Below are 18,041 nucleotides of genomic sequence, written 5' to 3' on the forward strand. Positions count from 1 at the left end.
CTACACGCTTTGTTTAAGCCAAGCGGTCACATCAAAAATCTTTCCTTGTTGTTTGTAGTATTGGTAAAGCTCATCCGATTGCTTTTTGTGTTGAGAATAGCCAAAACGTAAATCGTCACTAGGCAATGTATGCCAATCCTTAAGCTTGATTAGTGCTGGCTTCTCTTTGGGTTCTTCCACTTCGTCTGGCATTTGCTCATACCATTCAAGAACGAGTGGAATAAGCGCTCTTACCTGCAGGTTTGGGTGATCTTTAATGGCTTTTTGCACTAATGGTACCAATAACTCTGATTCACACCCCATGCCTAGCAAAAGGTTATAAAGCCTCATGGCCTCTGAGTCGCTCGCAAAAGGGAGTGTGTCTGACTTAGCAGCGGTAACTTCAGAGATCTGCTGACTGAGTTCCAACAACCGCTTATCAATCTCTTTGTATTTTAAGTCTGAATACTTGGCAATGCTCTTAGCTTTACCAGACTTGAGCGCTTCAATCATTGGATGGAGCGGCTGTAATTCAGACTCATATACCTTTCTAAATAGTTTTGAAGATAGCCGTTCAACGCCAGTAATAATGGCGCGTAGTTGTGCAAGCACAAATAACTTAACCACAATATCTAATACACCTTGTGACAGCTCAAACCAAGTATTGCGGACTTCTTCTGTGAGCGGTTCATCGCGGTGAATAAGCCACTGATACTGCCAAAGCTTGTCAGTTAACAATCGCCACTCTGTGGGTTTTGGTTTACCCGTTGCTGTATCGATTCTATTTTTGTGCTGTGGCAGGGGCGCCCACACCATAGAGCCAATGCCAGTACTGCGCCTTGCTGATTGTAACTCCAGCTCAAATATCGGCCTTGCTTTGGGGGTACCAACTAAAATCACCGGCACGCCAATAATATTCACCAAAGCCACAAAAAACTCGAGCATGCGTTCTTGCCCTTCTTTTTGTTTGCGGCCTAAACGCTGTATTTCATCAATGACTAACACACCAATGGCATATTGATTGGCGACTTGTCCCATAAATGACAGTAACACCTCCGTACTATGACGTTTATAACCGTATCTCTCTGTAAGATCAGTATTAAGGTGTTTATCGACCTCTTTAAAGAAGTTTAAGCAGAGGCTTTTTAATGACCCATCCACGGGGCACTCGATACGCAAATAGGCGAGCTGGTACGTATTATATTTTTCGTGATAAATCGCTTGTGGGTAGGTGGCCAATATTCGTAGCACGCTGGAGCTTTTACCACATCCAGAGCAACCAATAAGTGACAAGCAACGTGCCGTAGAGGGCGCTTCGGCAAAACGAAAACTGCTAATGTCGCCCGTCATCAAACGCTCGTAGCCGTTTTGTAAGTGTTGCTGTAGCTGGCCAGTCGCAATGTTTCTGGCAACATAGCCCCCACGGATCATCAACGCTATTTTTTCCTCAAGCGCCACATGCATCGACAAAGGTTGAAAGAAGTCATCAAGCAAACCACATAACTCGTGAGCACGCTGCCTCGCGTCTAAATACCCCGCCGCAGGGTTGTATTTTACTTTGCCCTCTAGCTTAGTTTTCAGCTCTTCTATTTTGCTTACACTTGGTAGCGCTTCAATAAACGGGTTACCTTTGTAACGCTCAATCTCAGACTCCTGATACACCGCGCGGAAGATGTTAGAGGGTAAACTCATGCGTCGTCATCCTCCTTAAACAACTGATCTGAAAAGTCTGGAAAGTCCAAATCGTCATCTGGCTCAGAGAGATAATGTACTTGCGCTGATTTACTCGTGTCGATGTCCACAGGCTTGTAGGCGCGCTCTTTACGCTCTTTGGCTTTTTCTTCTGTTCGGTTGTCTCGAATATTGCGAATACGCTCCGCATCCGACAAACCGATGTGTTTTGGCGCGGCCTTTTCTGCCTGCTGAACCACCTCTATCACTTGTCGCTCCAAGGCTCGCTTTTGCTCATCAGCGACTAGTTTTGCATCAGCATGAGTCTGTTTTAACTCATCATTTTGCTGCCACACATCCCAAAAACTCGCACCTGAAAACTGTCTTGAGCGTGTTGCCAACTGACACACAAAATAGTCATTGCTGTTAGGGCCGTGATAAATGTAGATGTAGTCTGCCGTTGCTAGGGCATAGGCAACTTCCACACTTTTAGGGCGTTTAACTTCCTTACCCCGATGCATCCAGCCCAACTTTAAAAGCTCTGCGCTGGTGTAATACACGCCAAATATACAGGCTCCCGAGTCAGATATAGTTGCCCGAGTTCTTGGCATCAATGCCACACGAAGATGCTCAGTTGCTGGCTTTTTCAATCGACCCGTGCGATTCTGCAAGCCCCAATTCCATATCGCCAGAGGGTTATTTGGTAAGTCCGTTGGCATATCAGCAGCTTTGTCATAACTTTCAATTTCGTGATATTGATTATGATAAAGTACTGCACCCAAAATGATTTTAGTAAACTCTTGAATAGTAAGCTTCGCATCCAAGCGATAATCTCTGTCGCCTTGCTTTTTGATTTTGGTACCTGTGACCACACCAGGTGCAAACGGTTTGAATGCTTGTTGGAAAGTGCGAAACGCTCGTTCGACAACCCCTTTAGCCTCGCTTCTAAACGGTGGTGTATTTTCAACGCGAACACCAAAGCCCTTTTCAAGGCATTCAATTTGATGACCCATTAACTCGCCTCTGTCAGCCAACAATGCTGAAGGTAAGCCAATACACGGCCATTGCTGCGGGGTTACGTCAAAACCAAACTGACGGCAGTAGTCTGATTTATCCGTCGTGGCCATATGTATTGCCTGAATAGCAGCGGCATATGAAGGGTTTTCAAAACCAATATAAAACCCAGCCACCATGCGGCTAAATACGTCAATAACCATATAAATCACTGGGCGGCCAACAATATTGCTTCTTTGGGAGTCAGAGACTAAATAAATATCTGCGATTGTGGCGTCAATTTCATAACGCATACCAGGGCCCAAAACATCTGCGGCGGCAGTACCAGTTAGTGGTCGAATATCTTTCTTTCGCTTTATCTCACCCGCCTGCGCTTCAATTTTGTCTACTTGGCGATACTCACGTTTGTAGAAATGCTCCATTTGCCAATAGGTGGGTAACTCTTCTTCAGGTAGCTCTGGAAAGTACTGACTATAGATATCTTTTAAACGGTTGTGTGCATAGCGAAAAGTTTTACCTTTGTCGGTTAATATGTGCCTTTCAATCGCTATGCGGAAAAGCTTCTCTGCGAAATCATCAATTAAAGCGCCAGTGCCTGGCATGTATTTGCGCGGTCGCCCTAACTTTGTTGTAGCTCGACGCTTTTGGCCCTTGGCACCTGAGTTTTTATAATCGGGTAATAATGCGTTGGGGATCTGGCCACGTTGCCAGTATCTGCGAGCAAAACGATAAATAGACTGTTTGGTTTTGCCTGTCTCAACCATTATTTGATTGACCACTTTGCCACGCGCTTTAGGTTCATAGCAGTTCTCAAGTTCTACCAATGGCTTGATTGCGGCATAGTTCTCATCACGTTTTAACTGAGCGGTAGAACCTGCATCTGGAATTACAGTAGCAATATCGCTGTATGGGTCGGCTACACGTTTTAGCACTTCATCTTGAAAGCCCTGTTCTAACTCAGCTATTTCAACAAGCTCAGGAAAGGCTTTGTCATCGTGCACTTTTATCCAAAGCACGTAATAATCAAACACCATTAAAATGCGATACAAGGTTTGTTCGTATTGCAATACTTCATTGATTTGAAACACGAAATACCTCCTGAATTTGCTCAACGTTACCTAGTTTAAGATGACCAACTTGTAGCTTTTGGACTGGCGTAAAAATATCAAAGGTAAAGTAACGGTCAGCCAGCAAAGCTCTTATCTCAAACAACGACTCTCCTAAGTCTAGCCCATAGGCGGTATCTATCTCTTTGCCGGCGTTTATAAGCGTTTTAGTGGGGTGCTTTGCAAAGTAATCGGCATAGAATCTGGCTTGCTCAATGGCTGAGTCTGGTGCTTCTTCATGTTCACCTTGTAATGGGTAAACCCATTCAACATTCGCTTTAACGACTTTTGGGATCTCTTGCTCAGTGACTATTTGCCAAGGGATCTGCTTTTCGTGCCAAAAGCGTTTCTCGAGTTCAAGTATTTCTATCTTTCTCTGTTCTTCAAAAGCGCTGACATATTTGGCTTGTAACGCAAAATTGGGGAGATCTCGCGAGGTTGTTTCAACGAGAAAGTCACTCGAAAGGTATTGGTCTACGCCCCGAACATTTGGGTGTTTGATGCCAGCAGATTCGGCTAACTCTAGAGTTATCTCACGCTCAAGCGGAAACTGCTCTTTGACTTGCAGCACATCCTGCCGCCACTCGAGCAAGTAGAACATGGATAGTTCAAGATCGGATAATAAATGATGGGTTCGTTTGGACTTATAGCCAAAAACTCGATGTACACGGCCATCGGATGGCGCATCATAAACCGTTAACCACGGCTTGTAATCCTGATACTCGCCAGTACCGCGTCCCTCTTTAATCCACTTACGATATTGCGCCTCAGTATGGCCAATCTTCCTAGACATAATATACCGCTATAACTGATTGAAATTTCAGCATGGCCACAACTATAGCATTAATAAACAATAAAAAACATAGAACTTAGTCGTAATCACATGGCTAAGTATTGATCATTTCTTTGAAGCCCATTAATCTTATTACGCTTCTTTTTCAACCGCCTATCCACTATTGCGTTAGGTCGTTTTGAAGTAGGTTTCACAAGCCTGCGTATTGCTTTGGGTCCAGAAAGCTGGATTTTGGTAAATTTCTTGAGTCCTAATTCACTTTGTTTCTTTAATTGAGAAATGTTGAGTTGAAAACCAAAGCCGCCTTAACAAATTCTCACTAATTAAAGAGTGAACACTGTGCAAAATTCTATTTTTCCTCAAAGTAATGAGTCATTTAAAGAATTTATATCGGCCCTAAATGAAAAGTTAATCGATGGCTCGAATGGGCAGTACCGTAGAAAGCCTACTTTTTTATCTGCTATGGTAGCAGAATCTCTTCCTGGGAAGCCTGACAATTACAATATCAATACACTTAAAGCCGAACTGAAGAGCAATGACGTTCATTCAAACCAGCATCGCGCTGGATTTCTGACATTCAACTCAAACACTCTGCTAAAAGTTACAAATCTAGGTAGGGAGCTTCGAAAAAAAGAAGGCATTGAACTCGAAGTCGCTTATAGGAGAGCTGCTGAGAGACTTGCGCTGCACAACATTGAAGAAATTGTTTATGCATGCAGAATCCCTGTACGGAAACATGACTTTCACCGTGTATGCCTTGATGGCTTAGTCTTTTCTCTATCTGTAGGTATAGGGTATCCAAATAGCAATATTCGAGATCTAGTTATAACTGGTTATAACTCTCCATCCTATTGTGTCCATAGAGCAACTGAATACGTTCTAGGCAGCGTATCATATGGTGATATGCTTAAAATCACTTATCCTTCTCCACTTAATCGTCGAGACAAAGATATTGATTTATTCGCCCTACATATATGCAAATATTCTGGTGGGGAACCTCGCATACCTCTCGCCCTGTTAAGCAAACAAGTGGCATACAATTTATCTGAACATTTACTTATTGATTTTGTTACGGAAGATTTAAGTTCACCTTTCGAACCGTATTTTAAAAAAATTACGGAGTCAGAACTCTTTTTACATCTTCAAGAGTGGGCTATTAGACACCCAAAAACTGCAAGAAATGCAACCAGTCCCTACTTTGAAAACTGGGGTAACCTAGCACTAGATTTACCAATGAAGGCTGCACTAGCCGTTCGAAAATAAGAGGGTATATAAAACTAGAAAGCCGATTACATCTTAGTCGGCTTTCTCTCAATGCGGTATGAAACTGTATTACTTAGGATGATACTTTAATACTTGGGATGAAACTATATTCCTAAGTCACACATGAGGCGCTTGCGCGCCTTCTCTTATTCTACCGTTACACTCTTTGCCAGATTTCTCGGTTGGTCAACATCGGTGCCTTTGATCACGGCGACATAGTATGAAAGTAGCTGTAGTGGTATGGTGTAAACCACTGGGGCGATGATGTTTTCTACGTGGTTGACGTTCATTACTCGCATGGTGTCGTCTGAGGCAAAGTTTGAGTCTTTGTCTGCAAATACATAGATGATACCGCCGCGTGCGCGTACTTCTTCAACGTTTGATTTTAGCTTTTCAAGCAGTTCGTTGTTTGGTGCAACGACGATGATAGGCATATCTGCGTCGATAAGCGCGAGCGGGCCGTGTTTTAGCTCGCCTGCTGCATAAGCTTCGGCGTGGATGTAGGAGATCTCTTTAAGCTTAAGCGCACCTTCCATTGCGATTGGGTATTGTGAGCCACGGCCTAGGAATAGTGAGTGGTGCTTGTCGGCAAATTCTTCTGCAAGAAGTTCAATGCCGTCAGCCATGCTTAGGGTTTCTTCAAGCTTGGTTGGCAGGGTTTTGATCGCGTTGACGATTGCACTTTGGTCACGGCCTTTTTCCTGCGCGATTGATGCAGTTAGCATCAATAAGCCAACTAATTGAGTCGTAAATGCTTTGGTTGATGCCACACCAATTTCAGCGCCGGCTTTGGTCATAAAGGCAAGATCTGACTCACGTACAAGTGATGAGCCTGGTACGTTACAGATGGTCATCGACGCCATATAGCCTTGCTCTTTGGCAAGACGCAGTGCCGCAAGCGTGTCTGCGGTTTCGCCTGATTGTGAAATAGTTACCAATAGACTACTTTCATGCACGAATGAGTCGCGGTAGCGAAATTCTGAAGCGATTTCAACGTTACAGCTTACGCCTGCAAATTGCTCCAGCCAGTAGCGCGCCACCATGCCTGAGTGGTAAGACGTACCACATGCGATGATCTGTACGTGTTTTACATCTTTAAAGATTTCATTGGCTTTGTCGCCAAATGCGTCGATACTAACGCGATCGTTATCTAAACGGCCTTCAAGTGTATTACGTACGGCCATAGGCTGCTCGTAGATTTCTTTTAGCATGTAGTGGCGGTATTCGCCTTTGCCCGACACATCTTGCGTGATGTTAGACTCAACTACTTCGCGCTCTACAGGATTACCGTGAATGTCGAAGATTTCTACCGTCTCGCGAGTAATGCGTGCTACATCGCCTTCTTCTAGGAAGATAAAGCTGCGTGTTACTGGTAATAGCGCAAGTTGATCAGAGGCAATAAAGTTTTCGCCAAGGCCAAGGCCGATAACCAGTGGGCTGCCTGAGCGTGCCACGATGATTTCATCTTGATTGGCTTTATCAAATAATACCGTGCCGTATGCACCTTCAAGCTGTTTTACCGCTGCTTGCACGGCAGCAAGTAATGTAGTGTGTTGCTGTCTGAGTTGATGGATCAGGTGTACCATCACTTCGGTGTCGGTGTCAGATAAAAACTCGTAGCCGTCTTCTTTTAACGCCGCGCGCAAACCTTCGTGGTTTTCAATAATACCGTTGTGTACCAGCGCAATTTCGCTGTTAGAAATATGCGGGTGCGCGTTAGCTTCTGTTACGCCACCGTGTGTTGCCCAGCGCGTGTGCGCGATACCAGTAGTACCTTTTACTTCTGCATTTTCAAGCGCAGATTCTAGGTTTACCACTTTACCTACGGCTTTCACGCTATTGAGTGCGCCGCCTTCGCAAAGTGCGACACCCGCAGAGTCATAACCACGGTATTCAAGGCGTTTTAAGCCTTCGATAAGAATTTTGTTTACTGGACGCTCAGCAACAGCGCCTACGATTCCACACATAATCTCTCCATTATTTGCACGTTGTGTGTAGTTCAGCACAGATAAGTTGTATACCACGCGCTTCGATCGCTTGGCGGAGGTCATCGGCCAAGTTGTTGTCGGTGATCAAAGTGGTGATCTGTGCCCAAGGTATTTCTAAATTCGGAATTTTACGGCCAATCTTGTCGGATTCGACCATTACAATCACTTCTCGGGCTGACTTTGCCATCACACGGCTCAGCCCAATTAATTCGTTGAATGTAGTTGTGCCGCGCTCTACATCAATGCCATCGGCACCAATAAAAAGCTGATCAAAGTCATAGGATTGCAGTACTTGTTCTGCTACTTGCCCTTGAAAGGATTCTGAGTGCGGATCCCACGTCCCGCCGGTCATCAATAAGGTTGGTTCATTTTCTAGTGATAACAATCGATTAGCGATATTCATCGCATTGGTCATCACGACTAAGCCGCGCTTTTGCGCAAGCTCTGGAATTAGGGTTTCGGTAGTTCTGCCACTATCAATAATAATGCGATTATGATCTTTAATCAGCTCAGCGGCCGCTTTGGCAATGGCCGTTTTACGTACCGAGTCTTGCTCATCTTTACCTGATGCAGTGATCTCTTTAGGAAGGGCTATCGCACCGCCATAGCGGCGTAGTAACAAGCCGCTTTTTTCTAGTGCCGTTAAATCCTTACGAATCGTAACTTCTGACGTTTCAAACTCAGCAGCGAGTGATTCTACGCTTACTTCACCGTATTCATTTACCCATGAAAGAATAGTATGTCTGCGCTGTTGAGTGTTTCGTTTAGTCATTAAATAAGTTTCGTTTCGAAATTTAAGGCGATTATAGTCGAAACTTCAAAACCTAAACAAGTTAAATTTTGCACTGAACAAATTTTAACTGGAAATATGATGAACATCAGGATACATTTCCGAATTGAGGTACTTAAAAGGACAATTAAATGAACAAAAACTTAATAACATCAATATTTTGCTGTTCACTATTACTAGCAGGATGCGGCGGTTCAGGTGGTGACACTACACCAGTCAATCAGGATGGCGGCAAAAATGGAAATAATGGCAACACTGATTCAAATAACGATAATACAGATTCAGGAACGGATACCACGACTAAGCCTGTCGCTAAAATTCAGGCAAGTGCCTTTGGGGAGACAGGCAACGTCATTCAGCTTAGCACAGCGGGAAGTACGATCCCTGAAAATGCCGAAATAACATGGCAGTGGCAAGCCAAACCCCAAGGCAGTATCGCTCAGTTTTCTAACCCCAACGCTAAGCAAGCGCACTTTACCGCTGATGTTGCAGGTAGCTACATAGTAGGGCTAACAATCAAGTCAGGTAGTAACGAATCGACAACACAGTTTGAGATCCGTGTAAAAGAAAAAACCACACCAAGTGTGAACACGCCTCCTGTCGCTGATTTCACACTCACAAAACAGGAAATTGCCATCAACGAGCATCTACGGTTAGATGCGAGCAACAGTTCAGACTCAGACGGCGATAATCTCAGTTATAAATGGCAAGTCACTGCACCTGCTAATGTTGATGAATATACATTAGTAAGCCCTAACAATAACGTTGCCTCTTTCGCCTCTAAATTTGCGGGTGAATACACCATTACTTTAACCGTTTATGATGGTAAATCATCGCATAGCAAATCGGAAAAAGTCATCGTTGTAGATAACCAGCCAGCTCTTAAAGCGGTTATTTCAGCGCCTTCAGAGGTTACATTAAGCTCAATGACTTTTGTTGAACTGAAAAGCGATGGTAGTCAGTATCAAGGCGCTGTAACACCGCTTTGGAGTTTTGACAGCAAACCGAGCGGCAGCCAAGCCGCAATGGCAACACCAAATGGATTTCTCACCTCGCTTCAATTAGATAAGGCAGGGCAATATAAAATCCGCTTTAGCCTTAAAGACAAACAGGGCCGTTTAAGTGAAGCAACCCATACCTTAACGGCCAAATTAGGCGCAGCAAACAAACCGCTTGTATTCGTCGATGTGCCAGAGTCAACCAAAATCAATGAAACCATCGAGCTTAGCGCCAAGCGAAGTAGAGATACAAGCGGCAGAACACTTTCCTTTATTTGGACGTTTGAGCCATTTGACGCCGGTTTGACCTATTCCGTTACGAATGAAGATACCGACACGGTGACCTTTACGCCTCACGGAGAGGGGAGTTACCGTTATTTTGTGGAGGTAAGTAACGGTGAGCTAAGCCAAACCGCCAGTGGCGTGATAAAGAGTCACCCTGAAAATTATGGACCCACAGCGTCTATGAGCCCACAAATATCTACAGCTACGGAAGGGGAAACCAAAGTCTTTTTGGTATCCGCAGAAGATAAAGACGGCGATCCGATCACTTATCGCTGGTCGCTTGAAACGAAGCCTGAGAATAGCACGGCAGTGGTCAATAATGCTGATAATCGCGCATCTATTACCTTTGATGAAGCTGGTAACTATGTGCTGAAATGCATCGTGTCTGATGGCAAGGTTGACTTGGTCGTCGCGGCATTCATCAAAGTAAGTGCTGTTCAAAATAGCGCTCCAGTAATTACGTCGCTGGATTATCAAGGTGAACCTAAAATAGATACTGCACTTTGGATAACTCCAACGGTTATGGATAGCGACAGCAATGCAGGCAATTTGACCTATTTTTGGAAGGTGGTTGCTCCGTCTGGTGAAGTGCTTGACAGTACCGCAGCTCATGACTCGAACCTACAATTCACTCCTGTTGCACCAGGCGACTACCAAGTAAGTTTAAGTGTTGTTGATGAAAAGTCCGCTTCCGTTGCAACTAAAACAATGACACTTTCAGTAGAATAAGGTCTCTCTACTCGATAACTTTTAAGGCTTAAGCGCTCACCTGCGGGCGCTTAAGCCTTTTTATTTAAACGGTTATGTCGGATGGAGCTAAGTGACGGATCTCCATATTGCTGATATGCGTTCCAGAAGCGTCCTCAGGACCAATTTCATCATAGGCAGACTCAACTCTGAGATAGGCTTGAGTTGCACCGAGCTCCGCCAGCTTTGTCTCGGCCTCTCGCAGCGAGTTAAACGGCGTTAGTTTGCCCTCGGCATGCATTAAGATATGCAAGTTCCCATCAGCATCCTGACCACCAGCTAAGTAGTGATTTGAATCCGCGTAGCTAAGCACGATGGCATGGAGTTCTTTATTAGCGATTTTTTCTTTTAGTGTGGCAGCAAGCATAATGCTCTCCTCGTTTAACCGATTAATAATTAAACGGCCCTTGTGCGTGTTTGGTTCACCTTGATAGTCGTGAATGTGTTGTCGCGAACTGGTTGTCGTGATAAATCACGACCTACCAGCCAACCGTAGATCGAGGTTTACCTCGACGGGATAATCGATAATCCATTCGCAAAACTATTGTCGTGATAAATCACGACCTACCATCCAACCGTAGATCGAGGTTTACCTCGATGCGATAATCGTTAATCCATTCGCAAACCTGTCGTGATAAATCACGACCTACCATCCAACCGTAGATCGAGGTTTACCTCGATGCGATAATCGTTAATCCATTCGCAAACCTGTCGTGATAAATCACGACCTACCATCCAACCGTAGATCGAGGTTTACCTCGATGCGATAATCGTTAATCCATTCGCAAACCTGTCGTGATAAATCACGACCTACCATCCAACCGTAGATCGAGGTTTACCTCGATGCGATAATCGTTAATCCATTCGCAAACCTGTCGTGATAAATCACGACCTACCATCCAACCGTAGGTCGAGGTTTATCTCGATGCGATAATCATTTATCCATTCGGAATCTGTTGTCGTGATAAATCACGACCTACCACCCAACCGTAGGTCGAGGTTTACCTCGACGGGGTAATCATTTATCCACCGCAAACCTGTTGTCGTGATAAATCACGACCTACCACCCAAACGTTGGTCGAGGTTTACCTCGGTGGGATAATCATTTATCCATTCGCAAACCTGTTGTCGTGATAAATCACGACCTACCATCCAAATGTGGGTCGAGGTTTACCTCGATGCGATAATCGTTAATCCATTCGCAAACCTGTCGTGATAAATCACGACCTACCATCCAACCGTAGGTCGAGGCTTACCTCGATGCGATAATGATTTATCCATTCGGAACCTAATGTCGTGATAAATCACGACCTACCATCCCCCGTAGGTCGAGGTTCACCTCGACAGATTTAATCGAAGGGATTATCTTTAAAATTCATCTCTCAATTGCAAGGAATGCACATGAGCTGGAATGACCTGAGAAAAGGCAGGATATCAATCCCGTACGCGGAATACTTCATTACGTTTAACTGCCATAAACGCATGCCCTATTTTACGGATTATCGGCTGGCACGATTGTTTTGCCAATCTATCTCACATAATGAACAAAAGTTTGAGTGCTGCTGGCAAACATGGGTGTTAATGCCAGATCACTTTCATGGCTTACTGACACTTGGCAATACGCAACTTGGTAAGGTTGTTGGAGAATTAAAAGGCAGAACAGCTTACCTGCTAAATAACCTGAGCTGCGGATAATTAATGCCTTTCTAGCAGCCAGTTTTAGCGCTAACTGCGTTGAATTCACTTCCAATAGCCAGCTATTGGTGCGTAAATTCGCCTTGTTTTCCCTAAAACTCTCTGGCTAGACATGGAGAAAACTAAGTTGTGCTTTAGCAACAATGAGTTGGAACATTCCTTATCCAAACCTCAGGTTAAATAAACAACTGGATTCAAAATACAAAATTTGGCAAACCGCGTATTATGATCATCAGCTCAGATCCACAGAAGATAGGCATACCATTGCCCGCTATATTGCTGCAAACCCACTAAGAACCAAGCTAGTAAGCCGCATTGGTGATTATCCTTATTGGAACTCACACTTTCTGTGATTGGCTAGGGCCTGTTGACCTTTGCTGTTTGATTTTTGTTCTCCTGAGTGTGTTTTGATCGCGACGCTCGACTTGCCGCCTAGTAATCTAGGCAAAAGTTGAGCAACAATGAACAAAGCGCACTCAGGGGAACCCAAAGGGCAGCGCTTGATTGGCATTTCTACTGTGTTATCGCCTAACTTACATAGAATACTATGCTACGCAGGCTCTGCCTTGTATAAATACCAATCAAACTGCTGCAAAAACAAACTTGAAAGGTCAACAGGCCCTAGTTAAAGGCGCTCTTCCCAACTCAGTTAACACGCTTCGATATACCGACAAGTTGCCTTCCGCCATCACCTCAATGGCAAATTCACTGCACATTTTAGCGCGGCCTTTACGGCCCATTTGCTCTCGTAAAATCGGGTCCTGCAATAAGCGATTAAGATCTTGGGTAAACTGAACTTGATTACCAACCGGAGCAAGTAATCCGGTTTCATTGTGCGCAACCGCTTCAGGAATGCCGCCAGCAGCAAAGCCCACTACAGGCACACCAGATGCGCTGCTTTGTAATAACACTACGCCTAGCCCTTCCATCGATGCTGGATGTGCAACGATATCAACCGCCGGTAAGATACGCGCTACGTCTTGTCGAAATCCCACCAGCTGGACAATTTTTTGCAGCCCCAGTTCATCTATACGTGCCTGATACTGTTGCTGCTTTGGCCCTCGACCAAACAGTAATACGCGCAAATTAGGATGCTCAACAATGAGTTTTTTGGCTGCACGCATGATCACATCCTGCCCTTTACGCTCTATCAGTTGCGCAAAATTAGCCACAACCAAAGCATTTTGTGGCAGTTCAAACTCATCAAGCAGCCATTGCCGCTCCGCGCTACTTGGTGCAAAGCGCTGGGTGTCGACTGCACTGTGGACTAACTTTACTTGCTCAGAGGCGACACCTTGTGAGAGTAATACTTGGCGGATCCCCTCTGAAATAGCGATCACTTTATCGTAGGCTGGGTATTTTAATTTTGACCACCAGCGTGGCTCGGTGTTGTCGACTCGCCTCGATAAAATAACAGGAACATTAAGCGACTTCGCGGCAAGCAATCCCCAAGTATCAACCCCTCGACGGCTGTGAATATGAACACAATCAGGCCGATGATGAGCAATAGCCCTTCGTAAACGCAACCATTGCATGACATCGAGATCGCCTGCCATTTTCACAGGCTCCACAACAACTTGCTTATCAACTGCTGCAATCATTTCACTATTAGGCGGGCAAACTAGTACGTTCTCAATTCCCTTTTGCTGCAACGCTTGGGTTAAATATACCACTTGTTGTGCGCCGCCATATAAGTGACGGCCCGCTTCAATATGCAGAACTTTCATAGCACTTCTCCTAGTGCGCTCGACACTCTTTGTGGCGTGAGCCCCACCATACAATCAAAACGATCCTCACAGGTTGGTCGGCGTTTGCACGGTGAGCAAGCAAGTTTATCGCTCAACACACGACCATTTGGATTGAAGGTGTTTTCATACGGCAAGGTTGAACCAAACAATGCAATAACCGGGGTATGATGCACCATCGCCATATGCGTCAACCCAGTATCAACGCCAATCACGCCTTTTGCTCCCCGAATGATCTCGCTGCACTCAAGCAATGTCGTTTTCCCGGTTAGATTAATGATCCCCGGCATCTGTTTTTCTAAGCGCTCGCTATGCGCGATATCACTTGGTCCACCCAATATAATAATATGCGCACAAATAGACTGATTTACTTGTTTATACAACTCACGCCAATGCTCATCTACCCAGTGTTTCTGAGCTCTCGTTGTGAACGGGCAAAACACCACATAAGGTTGACCTTGAGTATGCTCCAATAGCAGTGCTTCTGTATGTTGTTGTGTCTCTTTCGAGGCAATGAGCGAGTATTGAAATGCCGCTTCTGGCGCACCAAAAAATGTCGCAGCAGCTCTGTATTCCGAGCTGATATCAGCAGACCAAGGCGAGGTCACTACCTTATTCATAAGCCACTGACTGCCCTCGCGACTATTGATCCCAACCTTATATTGAGCGCCGCTAAGCCAAGCTAGCACGCCACTTTTAAGGAGTCCTTGGGCGTCGAGCACTAAGTCAAATTGTCGACTAGCCAACTGCTTTTTAAAGCTATTAACTAGCTTAAGTAGCGCTATGGTCCCCTGTGCTTTTCGCACTTTTTGCCACTCATTGCGAGGCCACAGGATCACCTCATCTAGCAGTGGATTTTGTTGTAGCAAGGTCGCGCCAGCAGGCTCTGCCAACCAGCTCAGTTTTGCCTCTGGATAACGTGCCTTTAGTGCAGAAATAAGGCCTGACGCCATCACGATATCACCAATGGCACTGAGCCGGACAATAAGGATATTGTTGTATTGCATTGTTATCTGATCACCATTGGATGTAATCGGGTACTATGAACTGGCCGTTGCGCCTGCTTTAACTGATATAAAACTTGCAATGTGGTTTTGTGTAGTGCGCCATTATGCTTTGCGATAGCGGCTTGCCCAAACCATTGCATGACATCGAGATCGCCTGCCATTTTCACAGGCTCCACAACAACTTGCTTATCAACTGCTGCAATCATTTCACTATTAGGCGGGCAAACTAGTACGTTCTCAATTCCCTTTTGCTGCAACGCTTGGGTTAAATATACCACTTGTTGTGCGCCGCCATATAAGTGACGGCCCGCTTCAATATGCAGAACTTTCATAGCACTTCTCCTAGTGCGCTCGACACTCTTTGTGGCGTGAGCCCCACCATACAATCAAAACGATCCTCACAGGTTGGTCGGCGTTTGCACGGTGAGCAAGCAAGTTTATCGCTCAACACACGACCATTTGGATTGAAGGTGTTTTCATACGGCAAGGTTGAACCAAACAATGCAATAACCGGGGTATGATGCACCATCGCCATATGCGTCAACCCAGTATCAACGCCAATCACGCCTTTTGCTCCCCGAATGATCTCGCTGCACTCAAGCAATGTCGTTTTCCCGGTTAGATTAATGATCCCCGGCATCTGTTTTTCTAAGCGCTCGCTATGCGCGATATCACTTGGTCCACCCAATATAATAATATGCGCACAAATAGACTGATTTACTTGTTTATACAACTCACGCCAATGCTCATCTACCCAGTGTTTCTGAGCTCTCGTTGTGAACGGGCAAAACACCACATAAGGTTGACCTTGAGTATGCTCCAATAGCAGTGCTTCTGTATGTTGTTGTGTCTCTTTCGAGGCAATGAGCGAGTATTGAAATGCCGCTTCTGGCGCACCAAAAAATGTCGCAGCAGCTCTGTATTCCGAGCTGATATCAGCAGACCAAGGCGAGGTCACTACCTTATTCATAAGCCACTGACTGCCCTCGCGACTATTGATCCCAACCTTATATTGAGCGCCGCTAAGCCAAGCTAGCACGCCACTTTTAAGGAGTCCTTGGGCGTCGAGCACTAAGTCAAATTGTCGACTAGCCAACTGCTTTTTAAAGCTATTAACTAGCTTAAGTAGCGCTATGGTCCCCTGTGCTTTTCGCACTTTTTGCCACTCATTGCGAGGCCACAGGATCACCTCATCTAGCAGTGGATTTTGTTGTAGCAAGGTCGCGCCAGCAGGCTCTGCCAACCAGCTCAGTTTTGCCTCTGGATAACGTGCCTTTAGTGCAGAAATAAGGCCTGACGCCATCACGATATCACCAATGGCACTGAGCCGGACAATAAGGATATTGTTGTATTGCATTGTTATCTGATCACCATTGGATGTAATCGGGTACTATGAACTGGCCGTTGCGCCTGCTTTAACTGATATAAAACTTGCAATGTGGTTTTGTGTAGTGCGCCATTATGCTTTGCGATAGCGGCTTGCCCAGCCTGTATTTGTTGCACTGTTGCAGCACTATTTTGCCAAAAGCCGATGACTTCTTTAGCTATTTGCTGTGGTTCGTTACCCTCAACAAGTGCACCAGCTTGACTCAGCGGCGCACATATATCTTCACAATTTCGTCGACTACTTCCCATTACGACGGCAGCCCCTTGGACAATGGCTTCGGCAGGATTATGACCACCGAGCTTAACTAACGAGCCCCCGATAAAGGCAACATGGGCATCACGATAAGACGCAAATAATTTGCCCATCGTATCGAGCAGGTACACTTGCGTATTTGCCGCTAGTGTTGGCGTGTGCGAGTAACGCTGACAGCTCAGCCCGCTTGCTTGCAGCAGCCACCATACCTCATCAAATCTTTCAGGATGACGCGGTGCGATAATTAGCTGAGCCGCTGGATTTTGCTGTAACAACTGTTTGTGCGCTGCGACCACCGCTAGTTCTTCGGTGTCATGCGTGCTCCCCGCAATCCATGTCAGCTGAGAGGACTTTTGCGTTGGGTCGGCGTATTTGAGTTCTGGCCAATCGTACTTGATATTACCGCACATCATCAGTTTTTCTGGTGGTACACCCAACTCGCGAAAAGCTTGATAACTTAGCTCGCTTTGCGGCAGGATTTTATGCACCTTGGACACCGTAAAGGTAAAAAGACCCAACATTTTGGCATAGCGATTTTTTGATCTGTCGGTCATGCGGGCATTTACCAGCATCACTCGACTGCCTTGGTTGCGCGACTGACGGATAAGATTAGGCCACCACTCCATCTCAACCGACATGGTCAATACCGGATTAAAATGCGTCAAAAACGCACCAACTGTCAATTGAAAGTCCAGTGGCAAATAGGTGTGAATGACTTGCTCCCCCCAGTTGCGCTCAATATAGTTGGAACCCGCAACCGTGGTACAAGTAAAAACAATGGGTAAATGAGGATGCTGTTTACGCAGCTCAGGAATAAGTTTAGCAATGGCGGCGCATTCACCAACGGAGACGCCATGTAAATGAATACAGGCAGGTAAACGCTTACAATCGTAGACACCTAAGCGCTGTAAAAAGTGCCTTTTATAACCCGGTTTACGTAGCCATTTTTTTAATAAGATCAGTGCAATCAAAGGTAAACACAACAACAGGATATTGTTATAAACACCAATCCAAAGTGAATTAGCTGATCTTCCACGAAGACGATAGGTTGTCTTAACCTTAGCCATAGCCACACCTTGTTATTCAAGCCTGAATTAACCCCAGTGTAACTATGGTTTTTGACACTAAATTGACAGTGGTAAGCCAAGTAAAGATTCTGACAGAAATTGTGTGACAAGTTGAGACTTACTAGCACCTAGCGCTTACGAATGCCGACTTCTTAGCACGCTTTGCTGCCCTCGGCGACATATTCACACCATTCAAAACCAGAAATGATCGTGCCGACATTAACGATGAACACATCAAGAAATAAATGATAAAA

General features: G+C 45.2%; 15 protein-coding genes. 3 read left to right on the forward strand and 12 right to left on the reverse strand.

Annotated elements, in window-relative coordinates; genetic code table 11:
* Genes PPIS_RS14555 through PPIS_RS14565 form a run of 3 tightly spaced genes read right to left on the reverse strand, consistent with a single transcriptional unit; the run spans position 1 to position 4,563 of the window.
* Positions 1–1,671, reverse strand: coding sequence for an AAA family ATPase (locus PPIS_RS14555; RefSeq protein ID WP_010377691.1), 1,671 nt, complete (start codon positions 1,669–1,671; stop codon positions 1–3).
* Positions 1,668–3,752 (reverse strand): Mu transposase C-terminal domain-containing protein, encoded by a 2,085-nt coding sequence (locus PPIS_RS14560; RefSeq protein ID WP_010377689.1) that lies wholly within the window; start codon positions 3,750–3,752, stop codon positions 1,668–1,670. The genes PPIS_RS14555 and PPIS_RS14560 overlap by 4 nt, the downstream gene beginning before the upstream one ends.
* Positions 3,736–4,563, reverse strand: a complete 828-nt coding sequence (locus PPIS_RS14565; RefSeq protein WP_010377687.1) for a heteromeric transposase endonuclease subunit TnsA — start codon at positions 4,561–4,563, stop codon at positions 3,736–3,738. Before PPIS_RS14565 ends, PPIS_RS14560 begins: the two co-directional genes overlap by 17 nt.
* A 339-nt stretch (positions 4,564–4,902) precedes the next feature.
* Here PPIS_RS14565 and PPIS_RS14570 point away from each other — a divergent pair, with 339 nt between their 5' ends.
* A complete protein-coding gene (locus tag PPIS_RS14570) occupies positions 4,903–5,826 on the forward strand; it encodes a hypothetical protein (RefSeq protein WP_010377684.1) in 924 nt (307 codons plus the stop codon).
* Between the two features lie 146 nt (positions 5,827–5,972).
* On the opposite strand, the gene glmS is transcribed toward PPIS_RS14570, so the two are convergent.
* Both glmS and PPIS_RS14580 read right to left on the reverse strand, forming a co-directional pair.
* A complete protein-coding gene (gene glmS, locus PPIS_RS14575; RefSeq protein WP_010377682.1) occupies positions 5,973–7,793 on the reverse strand; it encodes a glutamine--fructose-6-phosphate transaminase (isomerizing) in 1,821 nt (606 codons plus the stop codon).
* Positions 7,794–7,803: 10 nt separating this feature from the next.
* Positions 7,804–8,586: a DeoR/GlpR family DNA-binding transcription regulator gene (locus tag PPIS_RS14580; protein WP_010377680.1), complete on the reverse strand. Its 783-nt coding sequence runs from the start codon at positions 8,584–8,586 to the stop codon at positions 7,804–7,806.
* Between the two features lie 149 nt (positions 8,587–8,735).
* On the opposite strand from PPIS_RS14580, the gene PPIS_RS14585 reads away from it, so the two are divergent.
* A complete protein-coding gene (locus PPIS_RS14585) occupies positions 8,736–10,616 on the forward strand; it encodes a PKD domain-containing protein (RefSeq protein ID WP_010377678.1) in 1,881 nt (626 codons plus the stop codon).
* A gap of 64 nt (positions 10,617–10,680) precedes the next feature.
* Here PPIS_RS14585 and PPIS_RS14590 read toward each other — a convergent pair whose 3' ends face one another.
* The gene (locus PPIS_RS14590) at positions 10,681–11,001 is read right to left on the reverse strand and encodes a DUF6482 family protein (RefSeq protein WP_010377676.1); all 321 of its coding nucleotides are present in this window, start codon (positions 10,999–11,001) and stop codon (positions 10,681–10,683) included.
* 1,034 nt (positions 11,002–12,035) lie between these two features.
* Here PPIS_RS14590 and PPIS_RS14595 point away from each other — a divergent pair.
* A complete protein-coding gene (locus PPIS_RS14595; protein ID WP_010377674.1) occupies positions 12,036–12,329 on the forward strand; it encodes a transposase in 294 nt (97 codons plus the stop codon).
* A 328-nt stretch (positions 12,330–12,657) separates the two neighbouring features.
* On the opposite strand, the gene PPIS_RS25715 is transcribed toward PPIS_RS14595, so the two are convergent.
* The 6 genes from PPIS_RS25715 to PPIS_RS14630 form a co-directional block, all read right to left on the reverse strand.
* Positions 12,658–12,840: a hypothetical protein gene (locus tag PPIS_RS25715; protein ID WP_081693782.1), complete on the reverse strand. Its 183-nt coding sequence runs from the start codon at positions 12,838–12,840 to the stop codon at positions 12,658–12,660.
* A gap of 100 nt (positions 12,841–12,940) precedes the next feature.
* Positions 12,941–14,056: a glycosyltransferase gene (locus PPIS_RS14610; protein ID WP_010377670.1), complete on the reverse strand. Its 1,116-nt coding sequence runs from the start codon at positions 14,054–14,056 to the stop codon at positions 12,941–12,943.
* Positions 14,053–15,081, reverse strand: a complete 1,029-nt coding sequence (locus tag PPIS_RS14615) for a glycosyltransferase family 9 protein (protein ID WP_010377668.1) — start codon at positions 15,079–15,081, stop codon at positions 14,053–14,055. The genes PPIS_RS14610 and PPIS_RS14615 overlap by 4 nt, the downstream gene beginning before the upstream one ends.
* A gap of 2 nt (positions 15,082–15,083) precedes the next feature.
* Complete coding sequence (locus tag PPIS_RS25415) at positions 15,084–15,413, reverse strand: hypothetical protein (RefSeq protein ID WP_249031222.1); 330 nt, start codon at positions 15,411–15,413, stop codon at positions 15,084–15,086.
* Positions 15,410–16,438 carry a glycosyltransferase family 9 protein gene (locus PPIS_RS14625; RefSeq protein ID WP_010377668.1) on the reverse strand — a complete coding sequence of 343 codons (1,029 nt, stop codon included), beginning with the start codon at positions 16,436–16,438 and terminating at the stop codon, positions 15,410–15,412. Before PPIS_RS14625 ends, PPIS_RS25415 begins: the two co-directional genes overlap by 4 nt.
* Before the next feature lie 2 nt (positions 16,439–16,440).
* A complete protein-coding gene (locus PPIS_RS14630; protein WP_010377665.1) occupies positions 16,441–17,787 on the reverse strand; it encodes a 3-deoxy-D-manno-octulosonic acid transferase in 1,347 nt (448 codons plus the stop codon).
* Positions 17,788–18,041 lie beyond the last annotated feature (254 nt).

The organism is Pseudoalteromonas piscicida (assembly GCF_000238315.3).
Lineage (GTDB): Bacteria > Pseudomonadota > Gammaproteobacteria > Enterobacterales > Alteromonadaceae > Pseudoalteromonas > Pseudoalteromonas piscicida.